Origin of the sequence: Bacillus sp. MM2020_4 (genome assembly GCF_011250555.1) — a bacterium.
Taxonomy (GTDB): domain Bacteria; phylum Bacillota; class Bacilli; order Bacillales; family Cytobacillaceae; genus Neobacillus.
Map to the genome: position 1 here is coordinate 96145 of NZ_JAANMZ010000007.1, position 19407 is coordinate 115551.

The 19407-nt window shown below is 43.8% G+C and carries 16 protein-coding genes; 11 read left to right on the forward strand and 5 right to left on the reverse strand.

Annotated elements, in window-relative coordinates; all coding sequences use genetic code 11:
• The first annotated feature begins 11 nt into the window (after window positions 1-11).
• The 4 genes from murQ to G6554_RS26180 all read left to right on the forward strand — a co-directional run bounded on the left by murQ (window position 12) and on the right by G6554_RS26180 (window position 4291).
• Entirely contained in the window at window positions 12-911 is a 900-nt protein-coding gene (gene murQ / locus G6554_RS07960; protein WP_166240519.1) for an N-acetylmuramic acid 6-phosphate etherase, read from the forward strand.
• Between the two features lie 31 nt (window positions 912-942).
• Window positions 943-1797, forward strand: a complete 855-nt coding sequence (locus G6554_RS07965) for an SIS domain-containing protein (protein WP_166240521.1) — start codon at window positions 943-945, stop codon at window positions 1795-1797.
• Window positions 1798-1925: 128 nt separating this feature from the next.
• Complete coding sequence (locus G6554_RS07970; RefSeq protein ID WP_166240523.1) at window positions 1926-3287, forward strand: PTS transporter subunit EIIC; 1362 nt, start codon at window positions 1926-1928, stop codon at window positions 3285-3287.
• On the forward strand, window positions 3284-4291 hold the full coding sequence (locus tag G6554_RS26180; RefSeq protein WP_166240525.1) for a MupG family TIM beta-alpha barrel fold protein: 1008 nt from the start codon (window positions 3284-3286) through the stop codon (window positions 4289-4291). Before G6554_RS07970 ends, G6554_RS26180 begins: the two co-directional genes overlap by 4 nt.
• Before the next feature lie 79 nt (window positions 4292-4370).
• Here G6554_RS26180 and ilvB read toward each other — a convergent pair whose 3' ends face one another.
• On the reverse strand, window positions 4371-6059 hold the full coding sequence (gene ilvB / locus G6554_RS07980) for a biosynthetic-type acetolactate synthase large subunit (protein WP_166240527.1): 1689 nt from the start codon (window positions 6057-6059) through the stop codon (window positions 4371-4373).
• 192 nt (window positions 6060-6251) lie between these two features.
• On the opposite strand from ilvB, the gene G6554_RS07985 reads away from it, so the two are divergent.
• Window positions 6252-7517 carry an MFS transporter gene (locus tag G6554_RS07985; protein ID WP_166240529.1) on the forward strand — a complete coding sequence of 422 codons (1266 nt, stop codon included), beginning with the start codon at window positions 6252-6254 and terminating at the stop codon, window positions 7515-7517.
• An 89-nt stretch (window positions 7518-7606) separates the two neighbouring features.
• On the opposite strand, the gene G6554_RS07990 is transcribed toward G6554_RS07985, so the two are convergent.
• The 3 genes from G6554_RS07990 to G6554_RS08000 all read right to left on the reverse strand — a co-directional run bounded on the left by G6554_RS07990 (window position 7607) and on the right by G6554_RS08000 (window position 12114).
• On the reverse strand, window positions 7607-8908 hold the full coding sequence (locus G6554_RS07990; RefSeq protein WP_166240531.1) for an NCS2 family permease: 1302 nt from the start codon (window positions 8906-8908) through the stop codon (window positions 7607-7609).
• 295 nt (window positions 8909-9203) lie between these two features.
• On the reverse strand, window positions 9204-10523 hold the full coding sequence (locus G6554_RS07995) for an N-acetylmuramoyl-L-alanine amidase (protein WP_166240533.1): 1320 nt from the start codon (window positions 10521-10523) through the stop codon (window positions 9204-9206).
• 127 nt (window positions 10524-10650) lie between these two features.
• Window positions 10651-12114 (reverse strand): GGDEF domain-containing protein, encoded by a 1464-nt coding sequence (locus G6554_RS08000; RefSeq protein WP_166240535.1) that lies wholly within the window; start codon window positions 12112-12114, stop codon window positions 10651-10653.
• A gap of 178 nt (window positions 12115-12292) precedes the next feature.
• Between G6554_RS08000 and galE the strand changes: the two genes are divergently transcribed.
• From galE to G6554_RS08030, 6 genes are all read left to right on the forward strand, one after another.
• Entirely contained in the window at window positions 12293-13264 is a 972-nt protein-coding gene (gene galE, locus G6554_RS08005; protein WP_166240537.1) for a UDP-glucose 4-epimerase GalE, read from the forward strand.
• 302 nt (window positions 13265-13566) lie between these two features.
• Window positions 13567-15609 (forward strand): BglG family transcription antiterminator, encoded by a 2043-nt coding sequence (locus tag G6554_RS08010; protein WP_166240539.1) that lies wholly within the window; start codon window positions 13567-13569, stop codon window positions 15607-15609.
• A 19-nt stretch (window positions 15610-15628) separates the two neighbouring features.
• Window positions 15629-16084, forward strand: coding sequence for a PTS sugar transporter subunit IIA (locus G6554_RS08015; protein WP_166240541.1), 456 nt, complete (start codon window positions 15629-15631; stop codon window positions 16082-16084).
• 41 nt (window positions 16085-16125) lie between these two features.
• Complete coding sequence (locus G6554_RS08020; RefSeq protein ID WP_166240543.1) at window positions 16126-17484, forward strand: PTS galactitol transporter subunit IIC; 1359 nt, start codon at window positions 16126-16128, stop codon at window positions 17482-17484.
• Window positions 17485-17522: 38 nt separating this feature from the next.
• On the forward strand, window positions 17523-18191 hold the full coding sequence (locus tag G6554_RS08025; protein WP_166240545.1) for an L-ribulose-5-phosphate 4-epimerase: 669 nt from the start codon (window positions 17523-17525) through the stop codon (window positions 18189-18191).
• A gap of 6 nt (window positions 18192-18197) precedes the next feature.
• The gene (locus G6554_RS08030) at window positions 18198-18482 is read left to right on the forward strand and encodes a PTS sugar transporter subunit IIB (RefSeq protein ID WP_166240547.1); all 285 of its coding nucleotides are present in this window, start codon (window positions 18198-18200) and stop codon (window positions 18480-18482) included.
• A 43-nt stretch (window positions 18483-18525) separates the two neighbouring features.
• On the opposite strand, the gene G6554_RS08035 is transcribed toward G6554_RS08030, so the two are convergent.
• Window positions 18526-19317, reverse strand: coding sequence for an HAD family hydrolase (locus G6554_RS08035; RefSeq protein ID WP_166240549.1), 792 nt, complete (start codon window positions 19315-19317; stop codon window positions 18526-18528).
• Window positions 19318-19407 lie beyond the last annotated feature (90 nt).

Below are 19407 nucleotides of genomic sequence, written 5' to 3' on the forward strand. Positions count from 1 at the left end.
ACATCAAACCAATGGAAGAAAATCTCGAATTACTAACAACGGAATCAAGAAATGCAGATTCCATGCAAATAGATACAGCAAATGCAACGGATATTTTACGCATTATGAACGAGCAAGATCAATTAGTCGCATTAGCTGTTAAGGAAGTTTTACCGGAAATAGAGACAGCCGTTCAATTTGTATTCAGATCCTTTCAAAACGGCGGTCGCCTCCTCTATTTAGGGGCAGGTACGAGCGGACGCTTAGGAATACTTGATGCAGTCGAATGTCCGCCAACCTTCAGCACGGACCCTGGAATGGTGCAAGGAATCATGGCCGGGGGTGAAGGGGCCTTCATCAAGGCAGTTGAAGGAGCAGAGGATGATCCGGAGCTTGGCGTCAGTGATTTGAAAGCCTTGGAGCTGACAAAATATGATACTGTGATTGGTATCGCTGCCAGCGGCCGGACACCATATGTGATAGGTGCCCTCCGCTATGCCCGAAGCATCGGCGCGAAAACAGTCGCTCTTTCTTGTAATAAGAATGCAGCGATTAGTAAGGAAGCGGATCAAGCCATCGAGGTGATCGTCGGCCCCGAGGTTCTAACCGGTTCAACGCGCTTGAAATCAGGGTCAGCTCATAAAATGATTTTGAATATGATTTCCACCTCAGCAATGATTCTTTTAGGAAAAGCCTATGAAAATTTGATGGTGGATGTTCATGTGAGTAATCAAAAATTGAAGGAACGGGCGATTGGCATCATCCGTAAAATTACCGGGGTTTCGTATGAAATGGCATTGGAGACACTAGAAAAAGCAGACCTCCAAGTCAAAACAGCTATTGTCATGATCAAGACGGAAACAACGAAACAAGAAGCTGAAAAGCTTTTGGCAGATGCAAATGGATATGTAAAAATCGCAATCCAAGGTTGAAAAATGAAGTAGCTGAAAAGGTGGGTTTTGTGTGGCAGCTGGTGGGTTAAAGATGATTCAGAACATGCTGGAACAGCTTCCGGCTTCTGAACGAAAAATTGCGGAGTTTATTCTTGAACATCCGCAAAGTATTTTAAACAGTACAGTCAATGACATTGGGAACCAAGCAAACACGAGTGGTGCAGCTGTTATTAGGCTCTGTAAGTCCCTTGGCTTGACTGGGTTTCAAGACTTAAAGGTGAGAATTGCCGGGGATTTAGTGAAGCCTGTCGAGCATGGGTATCGGGATATTGAACCAGAAGAATCCTTTTTCTCCATTGTTCAGAAGACAACCAGCAATAGTATTCAAAGCATCCGTGATTCAGAGGAAATGATTAATTATGATGAGTTGGAACGAGCTGTTCACACCTTGCTGCCTGCGCAAAATGTTCATTTTTTTGGCATTGGCGCCTCAAATATTATCGCGAAGGATGCGCAGCAAAAATTCCTGCGCATTCACAAAAATGCAACCGCTTTTACAGATACACATCTTGTGGCGACATTAATTGCCAATGCTAATCAGGATGATGTCGTGTTTGCCATCTCGCATTCCGGGGAAACGGTTGAGGTTGTGAAGGTGATGCAACTGGCAAAAGAACGGGGCGTAAGGACGATTAGTTTAACGAAATACGGCCAATCAACCGTCTCGTCGCTTGCTGATATTAAGCTGTTTACCGCCTATTCCGGGGAGGCGCCGTTCCGTAGTGCCGCCACCTCATCGCGGCTCGCGCAGTTATATTTAATCGATATTTTATTTTTGTCGATGGCAACCGTCCAGTATGAAAAAACGATTCACTCGATCGACAAAACGAGAGAAGCGATTCGGTTTATCAAAGAGGGAAAATAAGAGGAACTTTAATCCGTGGGGTCTTACTTCCCGTTTTTGTCGGGATGAACATTTCAGGGGGTGATGCGGACACCATTCCGTTCTTACTTTTTCAAATAATAAATACAACAGAGAGAAGGGGAAATTAGATGGCTGGAGAGAATAAACAATTAGCCGAAAAGATTCTTGAACAATTAGGTGGAGCGGGGAATGTCGGCAATTATACCCATTGTATGACAAGACTTCGCGTGACACCAAACGATGAGTCGAAAGTGAATAAAGCGGCTATTAAAAAAATTGATGGGGTACTTGGGTTTGTAGAGGAAGAGACATTACAAATCATTCTTGGTCCTGGAAAAGTAAATAGAGTGACAGAGGAGTTTGGCAAATTACTAGATGCAGCCGGCGGGATTGATTTAAAAGCGAAGGCCGCAAGCACGAAGGCTGAAATTAACAAAAAAAATGCCACACCATTTAAGTTGTTTTTACGAAAAATCTCGAGTATTTTCATTCCATTAATCCCGGCCCTCGTGGCATCTGGATTAATTACGGGGATTACAAAAGCAATCATTCAAGCTGGATGGCTCGCAGGGGATTCCCAACTGGCTACCATTTTATCTGTCATCGGCGGTGGATTATTTGGCTACCTCGGCATTTTAGTTGGTACGAATGCAGCGAGAGAATTCGGCGGTTCTCCGGCACTTGGGGCGATTGCCGGTATCTTAATCATTAACCCCGCTGTAGCAGGGATCAAATTGTTCGGGTCGGAATTGCTTCCTGGACGAGGCGGCTTAATTGGTGTTCTATTTGCAGCCATTTTTATTGCGATTGTTGAAAAACGAGTTCGTAAGTTTGTACCACAATCTCTTGATCTTTTTATTACACCAACGGTTTCATTATTGCTTACTGGTATTGTTACTTATCTTGTCTTTATGCCGCTTGGTGGGTTCGTTTCAGATGTGATTACAAAAGGATTAACATCATTACTTGATGTTGGTGGTGTGGTAGCAGGTTTCGTCCTCGGGGCAACCTTCCTGCCGCTCGTGGTGACCGGCTTACACCAAGGTCTAACCCCAATCCATCTAGAATTAATCAATACACTTGGGGATGACCCATTATTACCAATCCTGGCAATGGGTGGTGCCGCACAGGTCGGAGCAGCGTTTGCGATCTACTTTAAAACGAAGAAAAAGAGTTTAAAGAGAGCCATTGGCGGTGGTCTTCCTGCCGGAATTCTTGGAATCGGTGAACCGCTAATCTTTGGTGTTACATTGCCACTAGGCCGTCCATTCTTAACGGCTTGTTTAGGAGCAGGGGTCGGCGGAGCCTTCCAAGCTGTCTTCCATGTAGCGACAATCGCTGTTGGGGTCTCTGGTTTACCACTTGCTTTCCTTGTTGTAGGTGGTCAAGTTCTTCTTTATTTAGCAGGGGTATTGATTGCTTATGTTGCAGGATTCTTGTTTACTTATTTATTCGGTTTCAAAGATGAGATGGCCGGTGAGTTTGAGTGATTGGCATTTCCTTCTATTTAAATGATCCTAAAGCTTTAGAGCGAATTGCTCTGGCAGGGAAAATGGGTGTGAAGCGGGCGTTTACCTCGCTTCACATTCCGGAGGAGTCCGGTGATTTAGCGGGCCGCGCGAAACAACTGCTGCTGGCGGCTAAAGAGGCTGGAATAGAAGTGTATGCGGATGTATCGCTGCGGACACCTGCCCATTTGGGATTAACTAGTCTAGTTGAGCTACGTGCCTTAGGGGTCAGCGGATTGCGCTTGGATGACTTTTTTGAGAATGAAACGATTTTGGCTTTGGCTAAAGAGTTTAAGCTTGCCTTGAATGCCAGTATTTTGTTTGAGGATGATGTGCGTGCCTTGCTTGATGGCGGTTTGGCGGCGAGTCAGCTGCTCGCCTGGCATAATTTCTATCCTCGTCAGGAAACGGGTTTAGCGGAATCGTTTTTTTATGCGCAAAATGAACTGTTTGGGCGGTATGGCATACCGGTTAGCGCTTATATTCCTGGTGATGGGGAGAAACGCGGTCCACTGTTTGAAGGACTGCCAACCTTGGAGGGCCATCGTTATGCGGATCCTTATTTGGCGGCGCTGAAGCTATTCGCAGCGGGTGTTGAGGATGTGTATATCGGAGATCCGGAAGTAAGCGTTGACTTGCTTGAAAGATTAATCGAATTCGACTCATGTCGCCGGGTTTCGATTCGAGTGGAGGGGTTTGAAGAAGGGGAGTTTCGTCTTCGACCTGATTTTTCACGGGATGTTCTCCGGTTGATGGATACGAGAAGTGTTGAGGCAATTGTGCCGGCGAATACTTGCGCTCGGCCTGTTGGGACGGTTACGAGGGATAATGACCGTTATGGGCGCTACCGTGGCGAGGTGCAAATCACACTTCATGACTTGGCGGCAGATGAACGTGTTAATGTAGTCGGAAAAGTCGTGGAAGCTGATCTACCATTACTTTCGCTGCTCCAGCCAGGTCAGAAGATAAAATTAATACAGGTCTAAAACATGGAAGCGGCCCTTATCTTAACGATAGGGGCCGTTTTTAGGGTGCCTGACACCATTGGGATGTCAGGCACCTTTATTACCGTGACAAAATGATTTGATGGTTGCTATGGTTGGGCGGGACGATGGGGTAGACGTTTTCTTCTTCGACGACGTCGAATTCGATCAGTGCGGGCCCGTTGTAACGAAATGCTGCCGCAATAACCTTCCTAGCCTCCTTCTCGGACCCAGCCCTATATCCTGCGACCCCGTATGCCTCGGCTAACCGAGCGAAATTCGGCGAGGACATTTTAACGGAAGAATAGCGGCCGTTATAAAATAGCTCCTGCCATTGGCGGACCATCCCCAGATAACCGTTATTTAAGATGACAATTTTAATAGGAAATTGATACTTCACAGCCGTCATCAATTCCTGCAGGTTCATTTGAAAGCTGCCGTCTCCTGAAACGCAAATAACGGATTTACCCGGGCAAGATGCGGCGGCACCGATAGCAGCAGGCAGCCCGTAGCCCATTGTCCCCAAGCCACCGGAAGTGAGAAGGGTTCTTGGTTTCGTAAACGCATAATGATGGGCGGTCCAGATTTGATGCTGGCCAACATCTGTTACCACGATGGTGTCCTTATCCGAATAGCTATTGAGCAATTGGATGACAGTTTGTGGACTTAAAATACTTCGCGATTTGTCAAAGCGCGGGACCGTCCGTTTCCATTCAATGACCTCAGCTGTCCAAGGCCCAGAATTCTCCCTAATTCGCGGGAAATCCAACTGATCCTTCAGTCCGCTGAGAAATTCCTTCGCATCGCTGACAATTGGCAAGTCGACGGGAATGATCTTATTGATTTCAGCCGAGTCAACATCCACATGAATCTTTTTCGACTTTGGTGAGAATCCGCTGATTTTTCCTGTTACTCGATCACTAAAACGGGCCCCAATACAAATTAACAAGTCGCAATGATGGACAGCTTTATTAGCAGCAAATGTCCCATGCATCCCCAGCATCCCGAGGAACAGTGGATTCTTCGCATCCATTGCACCAATCCCCATCAAGGAACTGACAACAGGGATGCGCGACTGTTCGACCAGTTCATTTAACACAACTGCCGCACCAGAGGAAATAACGCCGCCGCCAATGAAGACAACTGGCATCTCAGCTGTTTCGATATACTCTTTAGCAAGCATAAGCGACTTTTCAAGACGCTTATTATTCACGGCTATTCGGTGATTTGCAGTCCGATTCCCTCGTTCTCCGCCTTCACTTGTCGAGAAGCTGGAATTCGCACTGAATTCAATGACTACTGGACCGGGTCTGCCGTCTGCCGCAATCCGTAAGGCTTCCGGGAGAACTTCAGAGAGGCCATACATGCTGTTGGTTGAAAAAGAGTGTTTTGTAATCGGCATGGTGATCCCTTGAATAGATAATTCTTGAAATGCTTCGGCATGAAGAGGGTCCATCAAAAACGCCCCGGCAATAACGACCAGCGGCACGGAGTCACTAAAGGCCGTGGCGATTCCGGTGATTCCATTCGTTACCCCTGATGCAGTGGTGAGCAAAACCACTCCCGGTTTTCCTGTGGCCCGGGCATACCCGTCTGCGGCATGGACCGCAGCTTGCTCATGCAATAATTGAACATATTGGACTTTTGCCTGCTCTGAGGAAGGTTCACCTTGTACCCCTATCTCTTGGTTAAGGTCGACACAGCCAAAGACCAAATCCACCCCATGTAATTTTAATGAATCAAACAATGTTACATCTTTCACCAATTCCATTATTTCACCTGATTTCTTATTTCCTAATATTTTAAATTATCAGAAATGAAATGTATGTGAAATATATCATATATACCGTCTGAATTTTTTTAGAATAAAGCAATCCCATAGCTTCCGAGGCAAATCAAAATCTATCTGAAAAAAATTAGGTTATAATAGAAAAATGATGACAGCTAACGGGAGTAGAGAATAGTGGAAAAACAAAATAGCAAGTACAGATGGGTTGTTTTTGGCACGGTTTTGTTTGCGTATTTCTTAATTGTGAGCCAAAGAACAGCGCCAGGGTTAATTTCAGATCAATTGATGGGGGAGTTCAGCTTGACGGCCTCCACCATCGGTTTACTGACAAGTATACAATTTTTGGCCTATGCGGGTTTGCAGGTTCCGATAGGGATTTTATCCGACCGTTTTGGCCCCAATTTCTTTTTAATTGCTGGAGCGCTGCTAAATGGGCTGGGGACGCTTATTTATAGCCTGGCCCCAAATGAATTTGTACTCCTCGTTGCCCGATTTTTGGTGGGAACAGGGGATGCCGCAATTTGGGTTAACTTGGTTATTATTTTGAGTCAGTGGTTTAAAGTAAGGGAATTTGTGGGCCTCCTAGGGTTTGCAGGCGTGGCCGGGAGTTTTGGTTTCCTGCTGGCGACTGTTCCTTTTTCGGCTTGGATCGCGCATTTTGGCTGGAGGGCTCCCTTTTTAACCACAGGAATCGTGTTAGTTTTAATCGGCATTCTTTTATACTATGTGCTTGTGAGAAAACCTAAGCAGCTATTTTCGGATTCTGCTTTAAAGGGGAAGCCAAAGAAGACACAGGAAAAAACGATGGTCATCTTACAGCGTATTTTTACGAGCCGACAAGCATGGGCAGCATTCTTCTGTCACTTTGGCTTGGTCGGTACCTATGTGGGCTTTATCGGTTCATGGGCCGTTCCTTACGGGATGCATGTGTATGGAATGTCACGGTCAGATGCGAGTCAGCTCATCATGATTGGTCTTTTTGGCGCTATTATTGGTGCACCGCTCATGAGCTGGATTTCAAGCCGTTTGGATACGATTAAACGTCCCTATTTGCTTGTTCATGTATTTGCGTTTTTTAGCTGGTTAGGGATTCTCCTTTTCAGTGGGAAACCGCCTTACCTTATGCTTGTGCTTATATTTTTAATTATGGGTTTCGGAAATGGCGGAAGTGCGTTAACGTTTGCCGTTGTGCGGAAGTCCTTTGATATGAAAGAAGTGGGTGTCGTTTCGGGCTTTGCTAATATGGGCGGCTTCTTGAGTGCTGTCCTCCTGCCGATTATTTTTGGCAAGGTGTTAGACCAGTTTCCACCATCTTCAAGCATCGGATACCACTACGGTTTCATTATTCCCGTTGTGTTCTCACTCATGGGGTTAATGGGCGGAATCCTGATTAAGGAGGAGCTTCAAAAGGCAAAGCAGCCGAGTGAATCACCAGCATAAAGAAAAGCTCCATCTCGATTAAATGAGATGGAGCTTTTTTCATAAACGTTGAGGATGGTCAAGCTTCGGGTGCCTTCCGCTATCCATTTTTAGTGCTGCAAAAATGCAAGTTGAATAAAGAATAACACGGCGAACACGTAAAGTAATGGATGCACCTCTCGCCATTTCCCTTTTGTGATTTTTAACAGTGGAAAACTGATAAAACCAAGGGCAATTCCCGTTGCAATGCTGGAGGTTAGCGGCATACTGAGGACGGTCAAAAATGCCGGGAAGGCTTCATCGAGCTCGTCCCAACGAATTTTGGCAATGCTCCCCATCATCAGACTGCCGACAATGATTAAGGCAGGTGCCGTAATCGCGGCAATTCCGGACACGGCGCTAACGAGCGGACCGAAGAAAGCCGATACGATAAATAGCACGGCAACCGTAACAGAAGTTAAACCAGTCCTTCCGCCGGCAGCAACGCCGGAAGTAGATTCAATAAAGGCTGTTGTTGGGCTTGTCCCAAACATGGCGCCGACCGCTGTCCCAAGGGAATCTGATAGCAGTGCCTGGCGTGCACGCGGTAATTTGTCTCCCTTCATTAATCCTGCCTGGTTCGCGACCCCAATCATCGTGCCAGTTGTGTCAAAAATGGTGACTAAAACAAAGGAAAACACTACCGCATAAAGACTGTGCTGAACGACATCGGACAGTGCCGTGATTGGATTCGCAACAATTAGTCCTTCTGGAAGGGAAGGAAGCGCCATGATTCCTTTATCAAATGAAAGCTCGCCAGTAAAGAAGGCGATGAGCCCGGTAACAATCATTCCGAAAAATAAGGCACCGTTCACTCTTAGCACCATCAAAACTAATGTGACCGCAAGCCCAACGATAGCTAAAATCGCTTCTGGGGAATGCAGGTCTCCAAGACCAACAAGATTGGATGGGTGTGCGGTGATGATTTTGGTTTGGCGCAGGCCGATAAAGGCAATAAATAACCCGATTCCTGCTGTGATTCCGTGTTTGAGGTTATCCGGGATAGCCTCGATTAATTTTTCTCTAAAGGGTGTTAACGATAAAATGACAAAAATAAGACCTGCAACGAAGACGGCAGCAAAGGCTGTTTGGTAGCTAATCCCTTGATGACCGCCAACGACGGAATAGGCAAAGTAGGCGTTCAGCCCCATGCCAGGTGCGATGGCGATTGGGTAATTGGCGAAAAGACCCATCCAGAGTGTACCGACCAAGGCGGCAATGATTGTTGCTGAAAACACTTGTTCGAATGGAACGCCGGCATCAGCAAGAATGACCGGGTTTACGACCACGATATAGACCATGGTGAAAAAGGTGGTGATTCCTGCGAGCAGTTCCGTTTTTGTATTAGTTTGATTTTCTTTCAGTCTAAACATGATGGTTCCTCCAAAACACGAACGATTTATTATGACTTTACTATATTATTCGTTTCTAAGTGACTTTTCAATAGCTAATTTTTATTTTGCCCAATTATTGACCTACTACCCCTTTGAAAAATAGCGATTATTGTTGAACGTTCCGAAAGGAATATCGTTCGTCGGTGGGGATGAAAGACAGATGTGAAGGATGGATGAAGAGATTAGTCCTTCATAAGCGGGATGAAGGACTAAAGGGAAGGATGAAGGGATGAGTCCTTCATAACCTTGAAAAAGGGTAATCAAAACGCCTTCATTAAAAAGTCACATCCACCATTCTCTTATATAAATCTAGTATCGATTGGCCATAGGTTGTCCCTGGCACCGCCCACTTGCCGTTTAAATCAGTCCACTTCGGGGCGGATCCCCTTTTTACTAATTGAAACCGCGGATCAACCAATGGATATTTCGGCGGCAATGGCTCAGTCGAAGCATAGGCGAATAAATGTTGAAGGTGAGCAAGGACTCCATCTTTGGAGTCAGCAAAACTGGCGCCAGGATGATCAGCATTAATCGCCCCGATCCCTGCAAAGTTGTTTTGCTCAGAACGAACGACACCGGTAAAACGGAAATAATTGGTTTCATGCAATGCCTGGGCAAAAGCGATGTCCCCCCTAATTCCATAAAACTTTCCGAAGTCTTGATAATAACTTCCAAGTTCCAATGCATCAGGATTCACCGTTTTCACAAACGAGTTCATTTGTTCCGCAGATAAACGGGTAGGCCCTAAAATAGAATCTGCTGCAGCAGCGACGCTAGTTTCTGCAATAAGAAAAGCATCCGCAATCCCAACTTGTTTCAGAACAGTTACTTGTTTTTCAGCATTTTCACGGTTTGAATAGGCACCAGCCTGAACACGGTACCAGGTCTTTCCAGAGATTATTGTAGGATTGACAAACGCATTGATTCCTTTCGCACCCAAGAATGCAACCCGCTCATTGGCGTTTTCCCTTGATTGGAACGATCCTGCAATCACCTTGTAAAGTGTTCCAGCCACCGGATTCGTTGGTTCTGGTGGATTATTTGCTTTTCTTTTTAGATTAAAAGCGGCCCCCACCCCGTTTGCATGCCCCTGGGCTACAGCTTGACGCCAGGAGTTTTGTTTCAGTAAGGCGGCATCGTGGGTGCTGTCGATAAAGCCATTTTCTGATAAAAAAGCAGGCATCGCTGACTCACGTAAAACGTGGAAATTAGCCTTTTTTCGGCCGCGGTCCTTTAGCTGATTCACCTTCATGACCTCACGATGGATGATTTCCTGGTATTTCGTTGTTGTACTTGTGTTAGAGAGACCGCTATAAATGTAGTCCTCATATCCTTGGGCAGAACCGCCGGCAGCGTTAATGTGAATCGCCAAAAAATAATCTGCGCCCCAACTGTTGGCCTCGTTTGTCCGCTCCTGCAGGCTTTTACTGACATCAGTCGTGCGACTCATCTTTATTTCAATATCTTCATAACTGTTGGTTAAAATGGAGCGTAATTTCAGCGCTATATCTAACGTTATATCTTTCTCGTTTAGTCCATTACCTTGGGCGCCGGGGTCTTTGCCACCATGCCCCGGATCTAAATAAAGCTTCATAAATCATTCCTCCCATTCATTTTTAATGGTTGTACACTATATTCTATGGGGAAAATTCTATTTTGCGCGCAGTCTCGCCCGCCAGACACATGGTGACAAAAAAGACCGGATTCATCGAGAATCTGGTCTACCTTCGCATTAGTTCTGCTTTTTGACTTTTATAGTTGACCTTGTTCTTATACATATCTTGATCAGCCAATTCCAGCATTTCCTCTAACGTAATCGGAACATCTGGCTTATAGTGGTAATACCCATGACTAGCCGAAATCTGATAGGGCTTCTGTTTGCTGTCGTTGATAGCCTGAAATGACAGTTTGATGTGGTCCCATGCCTTCTCTGCGTCAGCGAGCTGCTTTTTTAGAAAAATAATAATAAATTCGTCACCACCTAGGCGGAATAGGACATCCTGTGGCTCTAAGTGCAGGTTAATCGTTTCACAGCATGTTTTAATCAAATCGTCCCCAGTCGAATGTCCATAACGGTCATTGACAATTTTTAAATTGTTTATATCGATATAACAAAGAATAAATTCCGTTTGACGAGGCCCTGCTGATTGCAGTTCGCGAAGCAGCTCGATGCCGCATCGGCGATTTCTGACACCGGTCAGCATATCTATCGAGGCATGCTCGAGAAGTTCTGCTTCCTTCTTTTTCAAATCGGTAATATCGGTTGTATCGATTAACATACACGTGTCGCCCATGTATTCAACCAATTCAAAATTAAGCAGCGACCATTTCTTAAGTTCCGTGGTAATTTGTTGCTCTGTCAGGTAGTTTCTGATACTCTTTTCCGCTTCCAGCCTTTTCAAAATCTCGTGTTGTTCATCAAGGGTTCGGAACAAATATCGTATCTCAAAGGATTCCGTGCGATGCGGATCCAAATGATAGTATTCGATGGCCTGTTGATTCAAAAGCACAATCTCACCACTGGCTGATTTTGCAAGTATGAGAGGATTGGGATTGACAGTAAATAATCTGCGAAAACTTTCCTCACTTTGGTTCAGTCTTGCCTGATTCAAAAAGTCATTTTTTCGAAATGAATAGAATGCTAGGGCAATGGTGAACGAAATGACTACGGTGCCGGTCGAGTTTATAAGCATTGATAAGTAGGAAAAGTGATTGGGATGTATGAAGAATAAACCAATCAGGAAGCCACTGTGGACAGTGACGAACTGGATAAGTAAATTCCTTGGCCGGATGGGTAAAATAGCGGCAACCGCCAATAGAATGATGATATAAGCGTAAATGTTTCCTGTAAATAACTGACTGTTAATGGCGGAGACGGCCCCCATTAGTAAATAAAGGAGGATAAAGCCGTTCACCACTATACTCTTGGAAACTTTCTGGTTATCTAAGCGGTAAAGCATTAAAAAAATAATAGAAATAATCAGCCCTGTTATGTGCACGGAGGCTAGCCCGATTTTAAAAATGGGAGCATCGAGATTCTTAAACAAAACAAAGTCGACAATGAAGAAACAAGGGTAGGTGAAGATCAACATATATGAAATGAGCTTCATTCTTTCATATAATTGCTCGTAGTTTGATTGATTAAATTCCTGGGTGGTAATGGAATTATCTCCTATGGATCTCATGTATATCATCCTTTTTCCCTGTCTCAACCAAATTTTAGCATAGTTTGGGATGCTTGTCAGAATGGACGTAATAGTTAATTATTTGGGTAATATTGGTCAACGCTTGGAACAAGCTGTTTTTTCTGAAAAATGCTATAATGGTGGACGTGAATGAAATTCTAGCTAAGGGGAAATGACTATGATTCTCGTCGTTGGCGGAGCTGGTTACATTGGTAGCCATGTGGTAAAGGAATTAGTTGAAACAGAAGAGGTCGTCGTACTCGATAACCTTTCGACAGGGCGTCGCGCAGCCGTTGATAGTCGGGCGATCTTTGTCAAAGGGGATCTCGGCAATGTGGATGATGTTCTCATGGTTTTTAGAAGCTATCCCATCAAAGCGGTGATGCACTTTGCTGCCTACAGTTTGGTCGGGGAGTCGGTTGTGGATCCCTTGAAATATTATCAAAATAATGTCGCGTCTACTATTACACTATTAAAAGTTATGATGAAATTCAAGGTGAAAAAGTTTATTTTTTCCTCAACTGCGGCGACTTATGGAATCCCTGATGTTAAGTTGATTGATGAGACAAGTGCTACGACGCCGATTAATCCTTATGGGCGGTCCAAATTAATGGTGGAGCAGATTCTTGCGGATCTTGCGGCATCTGATGGGCTGAAGTATGTGGTTTTGCGGTACTTTAATGCGGCCGGGGCCCATGCATCTGCAAGGATTGGCGAAAGTCATGATCCGGAAACCCATCTTATCCCGATTGTTCTTCAACAGCTGCTAGGTAAGCGGGAAAAGATTTCTGTCTTTGGCGCAGATTACGATACACCGGATGGCACATGTATTCGTGATTACATTCATGTCACGGATTTGGCACATGCTCATATTCTTGCCCTTCAGGCGTTGGTGGCAGGCAAGAAATCAACGGAAGTCTATAATCTTGGCAATGGCCTTGGTTATTCTGTTAAAGAGGTTATTGAAACATGTGAAAAAGTCACTGGCGTGAAGGCAAATGTAGAAATCGCCGACCGCCGCGCGGGTGATCCCGCAAGACTTGTGGCTTCTGCGGATAAAATTTTCTCTGAATTAGGCTGGAAAGCGGAGCGGAATTTAGAAAAAATCATTGCTGATGCCTGGAAGTGGCATCGGAATCAGGAATATTAAATGTATAAAAAATGTTCTGCTCACCCTTCAATGAGGGTGAGCATTGTTTTTTTTTTTAGGGTATTTTTTTGACTAGTTTCTGTTGTTTTTAAAAAATAAGTAAAAAGTATTGAAATAACCCCCATAACGTATCATGATATTTACAAATGTTATAATATAGAACAAATGAAATCGGACTGTCAAGTAATACTCAGTACAAACTTGCACACAAAATGAGTGGGGAATGGTAAAAAGTTGGACTGAAAACGGTTTCAAATTTTGCAACATTTCAAATACAATAGAAATAGAAGGAGGTTGTAGTCATGTTCCTTGATGATCGAAGTGTCAATATATTACATGAATTGATCAGAACTCCGCAAATAAAAAATAAGGAACTAGAAGATAAATTTAACCTAAGCAGAAGACAAGTCGCCTATTCACTGGAAAAGATTAATCAGTGGCTGCAAACGAAAAATTTAGTTCCGATTACAAAAAGTAGAAACGGGAATTTTATTATCGATAAAAAAATATTTGCCCACTTTTCAGATGGGACTTCCCATTCTGGCAATCTGAAAGAATATATTCCAACTGAAAAAGAAAGAGCACTTTTAATCATTTTATACTTATTAGGTAAAAGAGAAGGCATTTCTCTCTTCCATATTATTGATCTCTTAAACGTAAGTAAAAATACCGGTATTAGTGATATAAAGGAAGCAGCAGAATTGATTAAAAAATACTCCCTTTCCATTGTTTATACCCGGTCGGGGGGATATGACATCATTGGTGACGAGTTCCAAATCCGGAAACTGTTAATCGTCGTCGTGAAATCCGTTTTAAACTTTTTTAATGGCCACCACTATTTCGAGAAATTTTTACACCTAGATATTTCCTCAACCCAGGAAAAAGTAAGATCAATAGAGGAATCATTAAACATTCACTTAACAGATGAAAGCTATGAAAGTTTGCCCTATATGATTGAACTTATCTTTAGTAGAATCGAACAAGGCCATCTTCTCCATGCAGACTTTTTTGTTGGTCTAGACGAGCTGGCAGATACGGAAGAATATGCAGCATCAAAGCTGCTCCTTAAAGAGGATATGGAAATACCGATCCCGGAAAGAATCTGGCTGACCCTGCAGCTGCTTACCTCCAATGTTCGCTCGGCTGATATTCTGACAAATGAACGCATTCAGGATTTAAAAACAGCAATTGGCCGTATGATTGAGCTTTTTGAAAAGAAAACCTGCCTCTTCATTGTCGACAAAGAGGACATTTTGGACAAATTATTGCTCCATATGCGTCCCGCCTATTACCGAATCAAATATCATTTAACCCTTAAAAATCAATTTTCTGCCAAGATGATTGAAGAGTACATGGACTTGCATGAAATGGTTACCGCCTCGATTGAACCACTTGAAAACCTAATGGGCGAGACATTCCCACCCGGTGAAATTGCCTTTATCACGATGTTTCTTGCCGGGCAGCTGATTAAACAAGGGGAAGAACTGAATAAAAAGAAACGAGCATTAGTTGTCTGTACAAATGGGCTGACCATTTCAAAAATCATGCAGCAAACGCTAAAGGAAATATTCCCTGAATTTTATTTTGCCGAAAGCCTTTCGTTGCGGCAGTTCCAAGAATATCCGCTTGATTACGAGATTGTCTTTAGCACAATCCCGGTTCAGTCGGAGAAGCCAATGTATTTGATCAATCCATTAATGACCTTAAGCGAAAAAGAGTCCTTACGGAAACAAGTGATCAATACCATCGACAAGGAAAGTTATGCAACCATTAACATTAGTAGATTGATAGCGACCATTAAGGAGAATGCCATTGTCACAGATGAAATGGCCTTACTCACCTCTTTGTCGAAGCTGTTTCAAGAGGGACAGAAGAATGAGCCGAAAGAGGTTAAAAATGTCACCTACGGATTGCAGCAGTTTTTACCAAGTGAATTTATTCAACTAAGAGACCAGGTGGAAACATGGCAGGAAGCCATTACCATCGCCTGCGAACCGCTTGTCAAAAGCAATATCGTCAAACCGTCCTATGTGACAATGTTAATTGAAGAAAATGATCACAAGCAGATTTATAGTTTCTTAGGTAGTAAGATGGCGATTCCGCATGGTGCACCTGAAAAAGGAGTCATGGCGGATGCGTTTGCGATGCTTATTCTAAAACAACCTGTTGAATTTGCAAACGGCCATAAGGTATCCATCGTTACACCGCTCGCTATATATAATCAAAACCGTCATTTAAAGGCACTAGCACAACTAGTTGAACTTGCTGAGGATGAAGAAAAGATCTCCAAGCTGCTCGATGTAAACGATAGTTCAGATGCCTGGTTTATCGTGAATGGCTGTTGAATTGTTAGGGGGAACCACCATGTTTTTTGATAAAAAAATAACCTTTTTTGACCTAGAAGCAACCGATCGAGAGGATGCATTACGCCAAATGGCTGAATCTTTACAGGCAGCAGAGCTTGTATCTGCCTCATTTGAAGAAGGAATTATAAAACGAGAAGAAACATTTCCAACAGGACTAGCGGTAGAACCATATGGGGTAGCCATTCCACATACAGATGCCGATAAGGTCTTTACACCGCAAATTGCTTTCGCATCTTTGAAAAATCCCGTCAAGTTCCAAATGATGGGCAATGGGCAAGAAGAGGTAGATGTTTCCTTAATCTTCATGCTGGCCTTAAAAAAGGCGGAAGACCAACTGACGATGCTGCAACGGCTAATGGGAATTTTCCAAGATCAAGCATTACTAACAGAATTTGCAGCCTGTAAAAATCAGTGCCAGTTGGAAGGACTGTTAAGCAGGGTTGGGCTTGAATAGAGGATTGTGCTTGAAAAAAATGATAAAAGGGGGACTTTACAATGTCAGTGTTACAATGGTTCGTTGATCTTGGTGCGAGCGTTATGCTGCCCATTCTATTGTTTATCTTCGGTCTTATTTTAGGGACCAAACCAGGGAAGGCCTTTAAAGCAGGGTTAACGGTTGGGATTGGTTTCGTCGGTTTGAACCTCGTCATTGGTTTGTTAACGAATAGCTTAGGACCTGCGGCAAAGGCGATGGTAGATAATTTCGGCTTCCACCTAGGTACGATTGATGTCGGCTGGCCAGCTGCAGCAGCCATTTCCTACGGTACAGCGTTAGGAAGTTTAGCGATTCCATTAGGTATTGGAATCAACGTGGTCTTACTGTTAACCGGGCTGACAAAGACACTTGATGTGGACATTTGGGATTATTGGCACTGTGCCTTCACTGGTTCCCTTGTCTATGCATTAACTGGAAACTTTGCTCTTGGCCTATATACCATTGCGATTCACTTGGTCGTGATTTTCTTCCTTGGGGACTTGATTGCCAAAGATATCAGCAAATTTTACGGATTTTCAAATATCACTTTCCCACACGGTGCATCCGCGCCATCCTATTTAGTGGCGAAACCATTAAACTGGGTGTTTGATAGAATACCAGGCTTTAACAAATTAGAAGCTGATCCAGAATCCATCCAAAAAAGAATCGGAATATTCGGTGATTCTACTGTTATGGGTGTGTTAATTGGTATCGTCATCGGAATCCTTGCAGGATATAATGTGACGGAGATCATGCAGCTTGCCGTTCAAACTGGAGCCGTTATGATGTTAATGCCGCGGATGGTATCGCTCTTAATGGAAGGACTTTCGCCAATTTCCGAGGCAGCAAGTGATTTTGTCAGAAAGCGTATGCCAGGCCGTGATTTATATATTGGGATGGATAGTGCCTTGTCTGTTGGTCACCCAGCCGTTCTTTCTGCATCCTTAATCATTGTGCCAATCACGTTATTCTTAGCCGTTATTTTACCAGGAAATAAGGTATTACCATTTGGAGACTTAGCCACCATTCCGTTCTTAGTCTGCTTAATGACACCTGTATTCAGAGGGAATATTATCCGTACCGTTGTCGCCGGAACCATTTATATGGCCGTTGGTTTGTTAATTGCTTCATGGGCAGCACCATTAATCACGGATTCAGCCTTAGCTGCCAAGTTTGATATGGCTGGAAATTCAAGCATTTCTGCTCTCGTGGATGGTGCTGTATGGACGACATTCATCTTTGTCGGATTGGCAAAGGTACTCAGCTGGGCAGGGATCACCATCATTGGTCTGATTGCCTTTGGAGGGTTATTCTACTTAAACAAAATTAAACCGAAACGTGACGCAAAGCTCGGAAAAGATCAGAGCGCTAGTCTTTAAAATCTAGCATTTAATAGTAAGAGGAGGTGGTGAAATCAATGTTAGAGAACTTCAAGCAATTAGTCTGTGAAGTAAATAAAGCACTGAAAGAGTTAAACTTAGTTAAATGGACGAGTGGAAATGTAAGTTTCAGAGACCGGGAGAGTAATCTAGTCATCATTAAACCAAGCGGTGTTCACTTTGATGCCTTAAAATCCGAGGATATGGTCATCGTTGATTTGGATGGCAGGGTAATCGAAGGCAAGTTAAAGCCATCCGTGGACACGGCCAGCCATTTATATGTATACAAACATCGGGATGATATTCATAGTATTGTCCATACCCACTCCCCGTTCGCAACCAGCTTTGCGATTCGGGGGTTAGATCTTCCTTCCTACACGACGACCGCGGCGAACATCTTTAAGGATCGTGTTCCGTGTTCAGACTTTGCGGCTATTGGTGAGGAAGAAGTAGGGAAACAAATCATTGACCATATTGGCGATTCACCTGCCGTATTGCTTCGAAGTCACGGGGTGTTCACGGTAGGAAAAGATATCGAGCATGCATTGAAGGCGGCTGTTATTTTAGAGGAAACAGCAGAATATGCTCATTATGCAACCTTGCATGAGCCTGATCTCATGCCGCTAAGCAAAGAGGTCATTGCCTCTTGCAACCATTTTTATAAAACGTCCTATGGACAAACAAACCAAACTACGATAAAAGGATGATGAAAAGTGAAAAAATTATTGATTATGTGCGGAACTGGAATTGCAACTTCAACAATCGTGACAGGAAAAGTGAAAACGTGGTTAGCGGAAAATGGATTAGAAAATAAGGTGAAATTATATCAATCAAAAATTAGTGAAGAGTTAAGCCGCATTAATGATTACGATATTATTGTTTCCACAACATTGGTACCAGAAAATATCAAAAGTAAGGTCATTGATGGTGTACCGTTGTTAACAGGCATTGGTAAAGACGCGATGTTTGAAAAAATCAAAACACAAATTCTAGCGTAACAAATGGAAACAGCCTGCAGGCAATGGCAGGCTGTTTTTATCATTAATTTACCAATCCAATCATTTTCAAGCCATTGTATAGGCCGGCATCCATTACGTCAGTTGTTCTGTTTTTGGCATAGGCAAAAAGGTCGGGATGGGCATTCCCCATCGCGAAGCTTTCGCCAACACTGAGCAGCATTTCCTTATCATTTAACCCATCGCCAAAGGCAATAGCCATTTCTTTTGGAATGTTCAAATGTTCTAAGACCAGGCTTACCCCAGTGCCTTTATTCACGTGGTCACGAAACACATCATAGCAATGCTGCATTCCCTCCACATTGGCCTGAGATAAAACTAGGCGGTCAATCTCCCCATATAATTGGACATCCGCGGGCCTCATGTTAATAAAGGTCATGGCCAGTACATCCTCGATCTCCTCTTGAATGCTGCTGAGGAGTTCATTTTTTCGATAGTCAAATTTAGTCACAAACTGTTTAGCAGCAGGCGAATCCAAATCGCTAAGATAGTTGGCTGTCCCTGTATGTAAGGCGATTTCGTGCCGGTGCCGTGCCGCAATGGCCAGTACTTGTTCAACCTTTTGTGGTTCGATGGGCTTTCTAAAGCAGCTGTGTCCATGGATGATGGCTGCGGCACCGTTATACCCGATAGAAGAATGAACGTTTAATTTCTCAGCCAGCTCTTTTAGTTCATGAATCGGTCTACCTGTCGTTAAAATAACCTCAATCCCCTGACTCATTACGTCCTGGATGGCCTTTTTGGTTGACCATTCAATCGTATCATCCGGTCTAATAATCGTTCCGTCAATATCGAGAAATAGGGCTCTATACTTCATCTGCATACACTCCTTGCACCTATAAAGTGTCCAAAAGCACTTCCTTTAAAATAGTCTTGATATAACTATATAACCCTAATTTTTAGAATA

What these genes read in the sequence shown, in the direction of transcription:
- murQ (WP_166240519.1), top strand. Translation starts at nt 12, where the DNA reads ATGGAAGAAAATCTCGAATTACTAACAACGGAATCAAGAAATGCAGAT.
- G6554_RS07970 (WP_166240523.1), top strand. Translation starts at nt 1,926, where the DNA reads ATGGCTGGAGAGAATAAACAATTAGCCGAAAAGATTCTTGAACAATTA.
- ilvB (WP_166240527.1), bottom strand. Translation starts at nt 6,059, where the DNA reads ATGGAATTGGTGAAAGATGTAACATTGTTTGATTCATTAAAATTACAT.
- G6554_RS07990 (WP_166240531.1), bottom strand. Translation starts at nt 8,908, where the DNA reads ATGTTTAGACTGAAAGAAAATCAAACTAATACAAAAACGGAACTGCTC.
- G6554_RS07995 (WP_166240533.1), bottom strand. Translation starts at nt 10,523, where the DNA reads ATGAAGCTTTATTTAGATCCGGGGCATGGTGGCAAAGACCCCGGCGCC.
- G6554_RS08000 (WP_166240535.1), bottom strand. Translation starts at nt 12,114, where the DNA reads ATGAGATCCATAGGAGATAATTCCATTACCACCCAGGAATTTAATCAA.
- galE (WP_166240537.1), top strand. Translation starts at nt 12,293, where the DNA reads ATGATTCTCGTCGTTGGCGGAGCTGGTTACATTGGTAGCCATGTGGTA.
- G6554_RS08010 (WP_166240539.1), top strand. Translation starts at nt 13,567, where the DNA reads ATGTTCCTTGATGATCGAAGTGTCAATATATTACATGAATTGATCAGA.
- G6554_RS08015 (WP_166240541.1), top strand. Translation starts at nt 15,629, where the DNA reads ATGTTTTTTGATAAAAAAATAACCTTTTTTGACCTAGAAGCAACCGAT.
- G6554_RS08020 (WP_166240543.1), top strand. Translation starts at nt 16,126, where the DNA reads ATGTCAGTGTTACAATGGTTCGTTGATCTTGGTGCGAGCGTTATGCTG.
- G6554_RS08025 (WP_166240545.1), top strand. Translation starts at nt 17,523, where the DNA reads ATGTTAGAGAACTTCAAGCAATTAGTCTGTGAAGTAAATAAAGCACTG.
- G6554_RS08035 (WP_166240549.1), bottom strand. Translation starts at nt 19,317, where the DNA reads ATGAAGTATAGAGCCCTATTTCTCGATATTGACGGAACGATTATTAGA.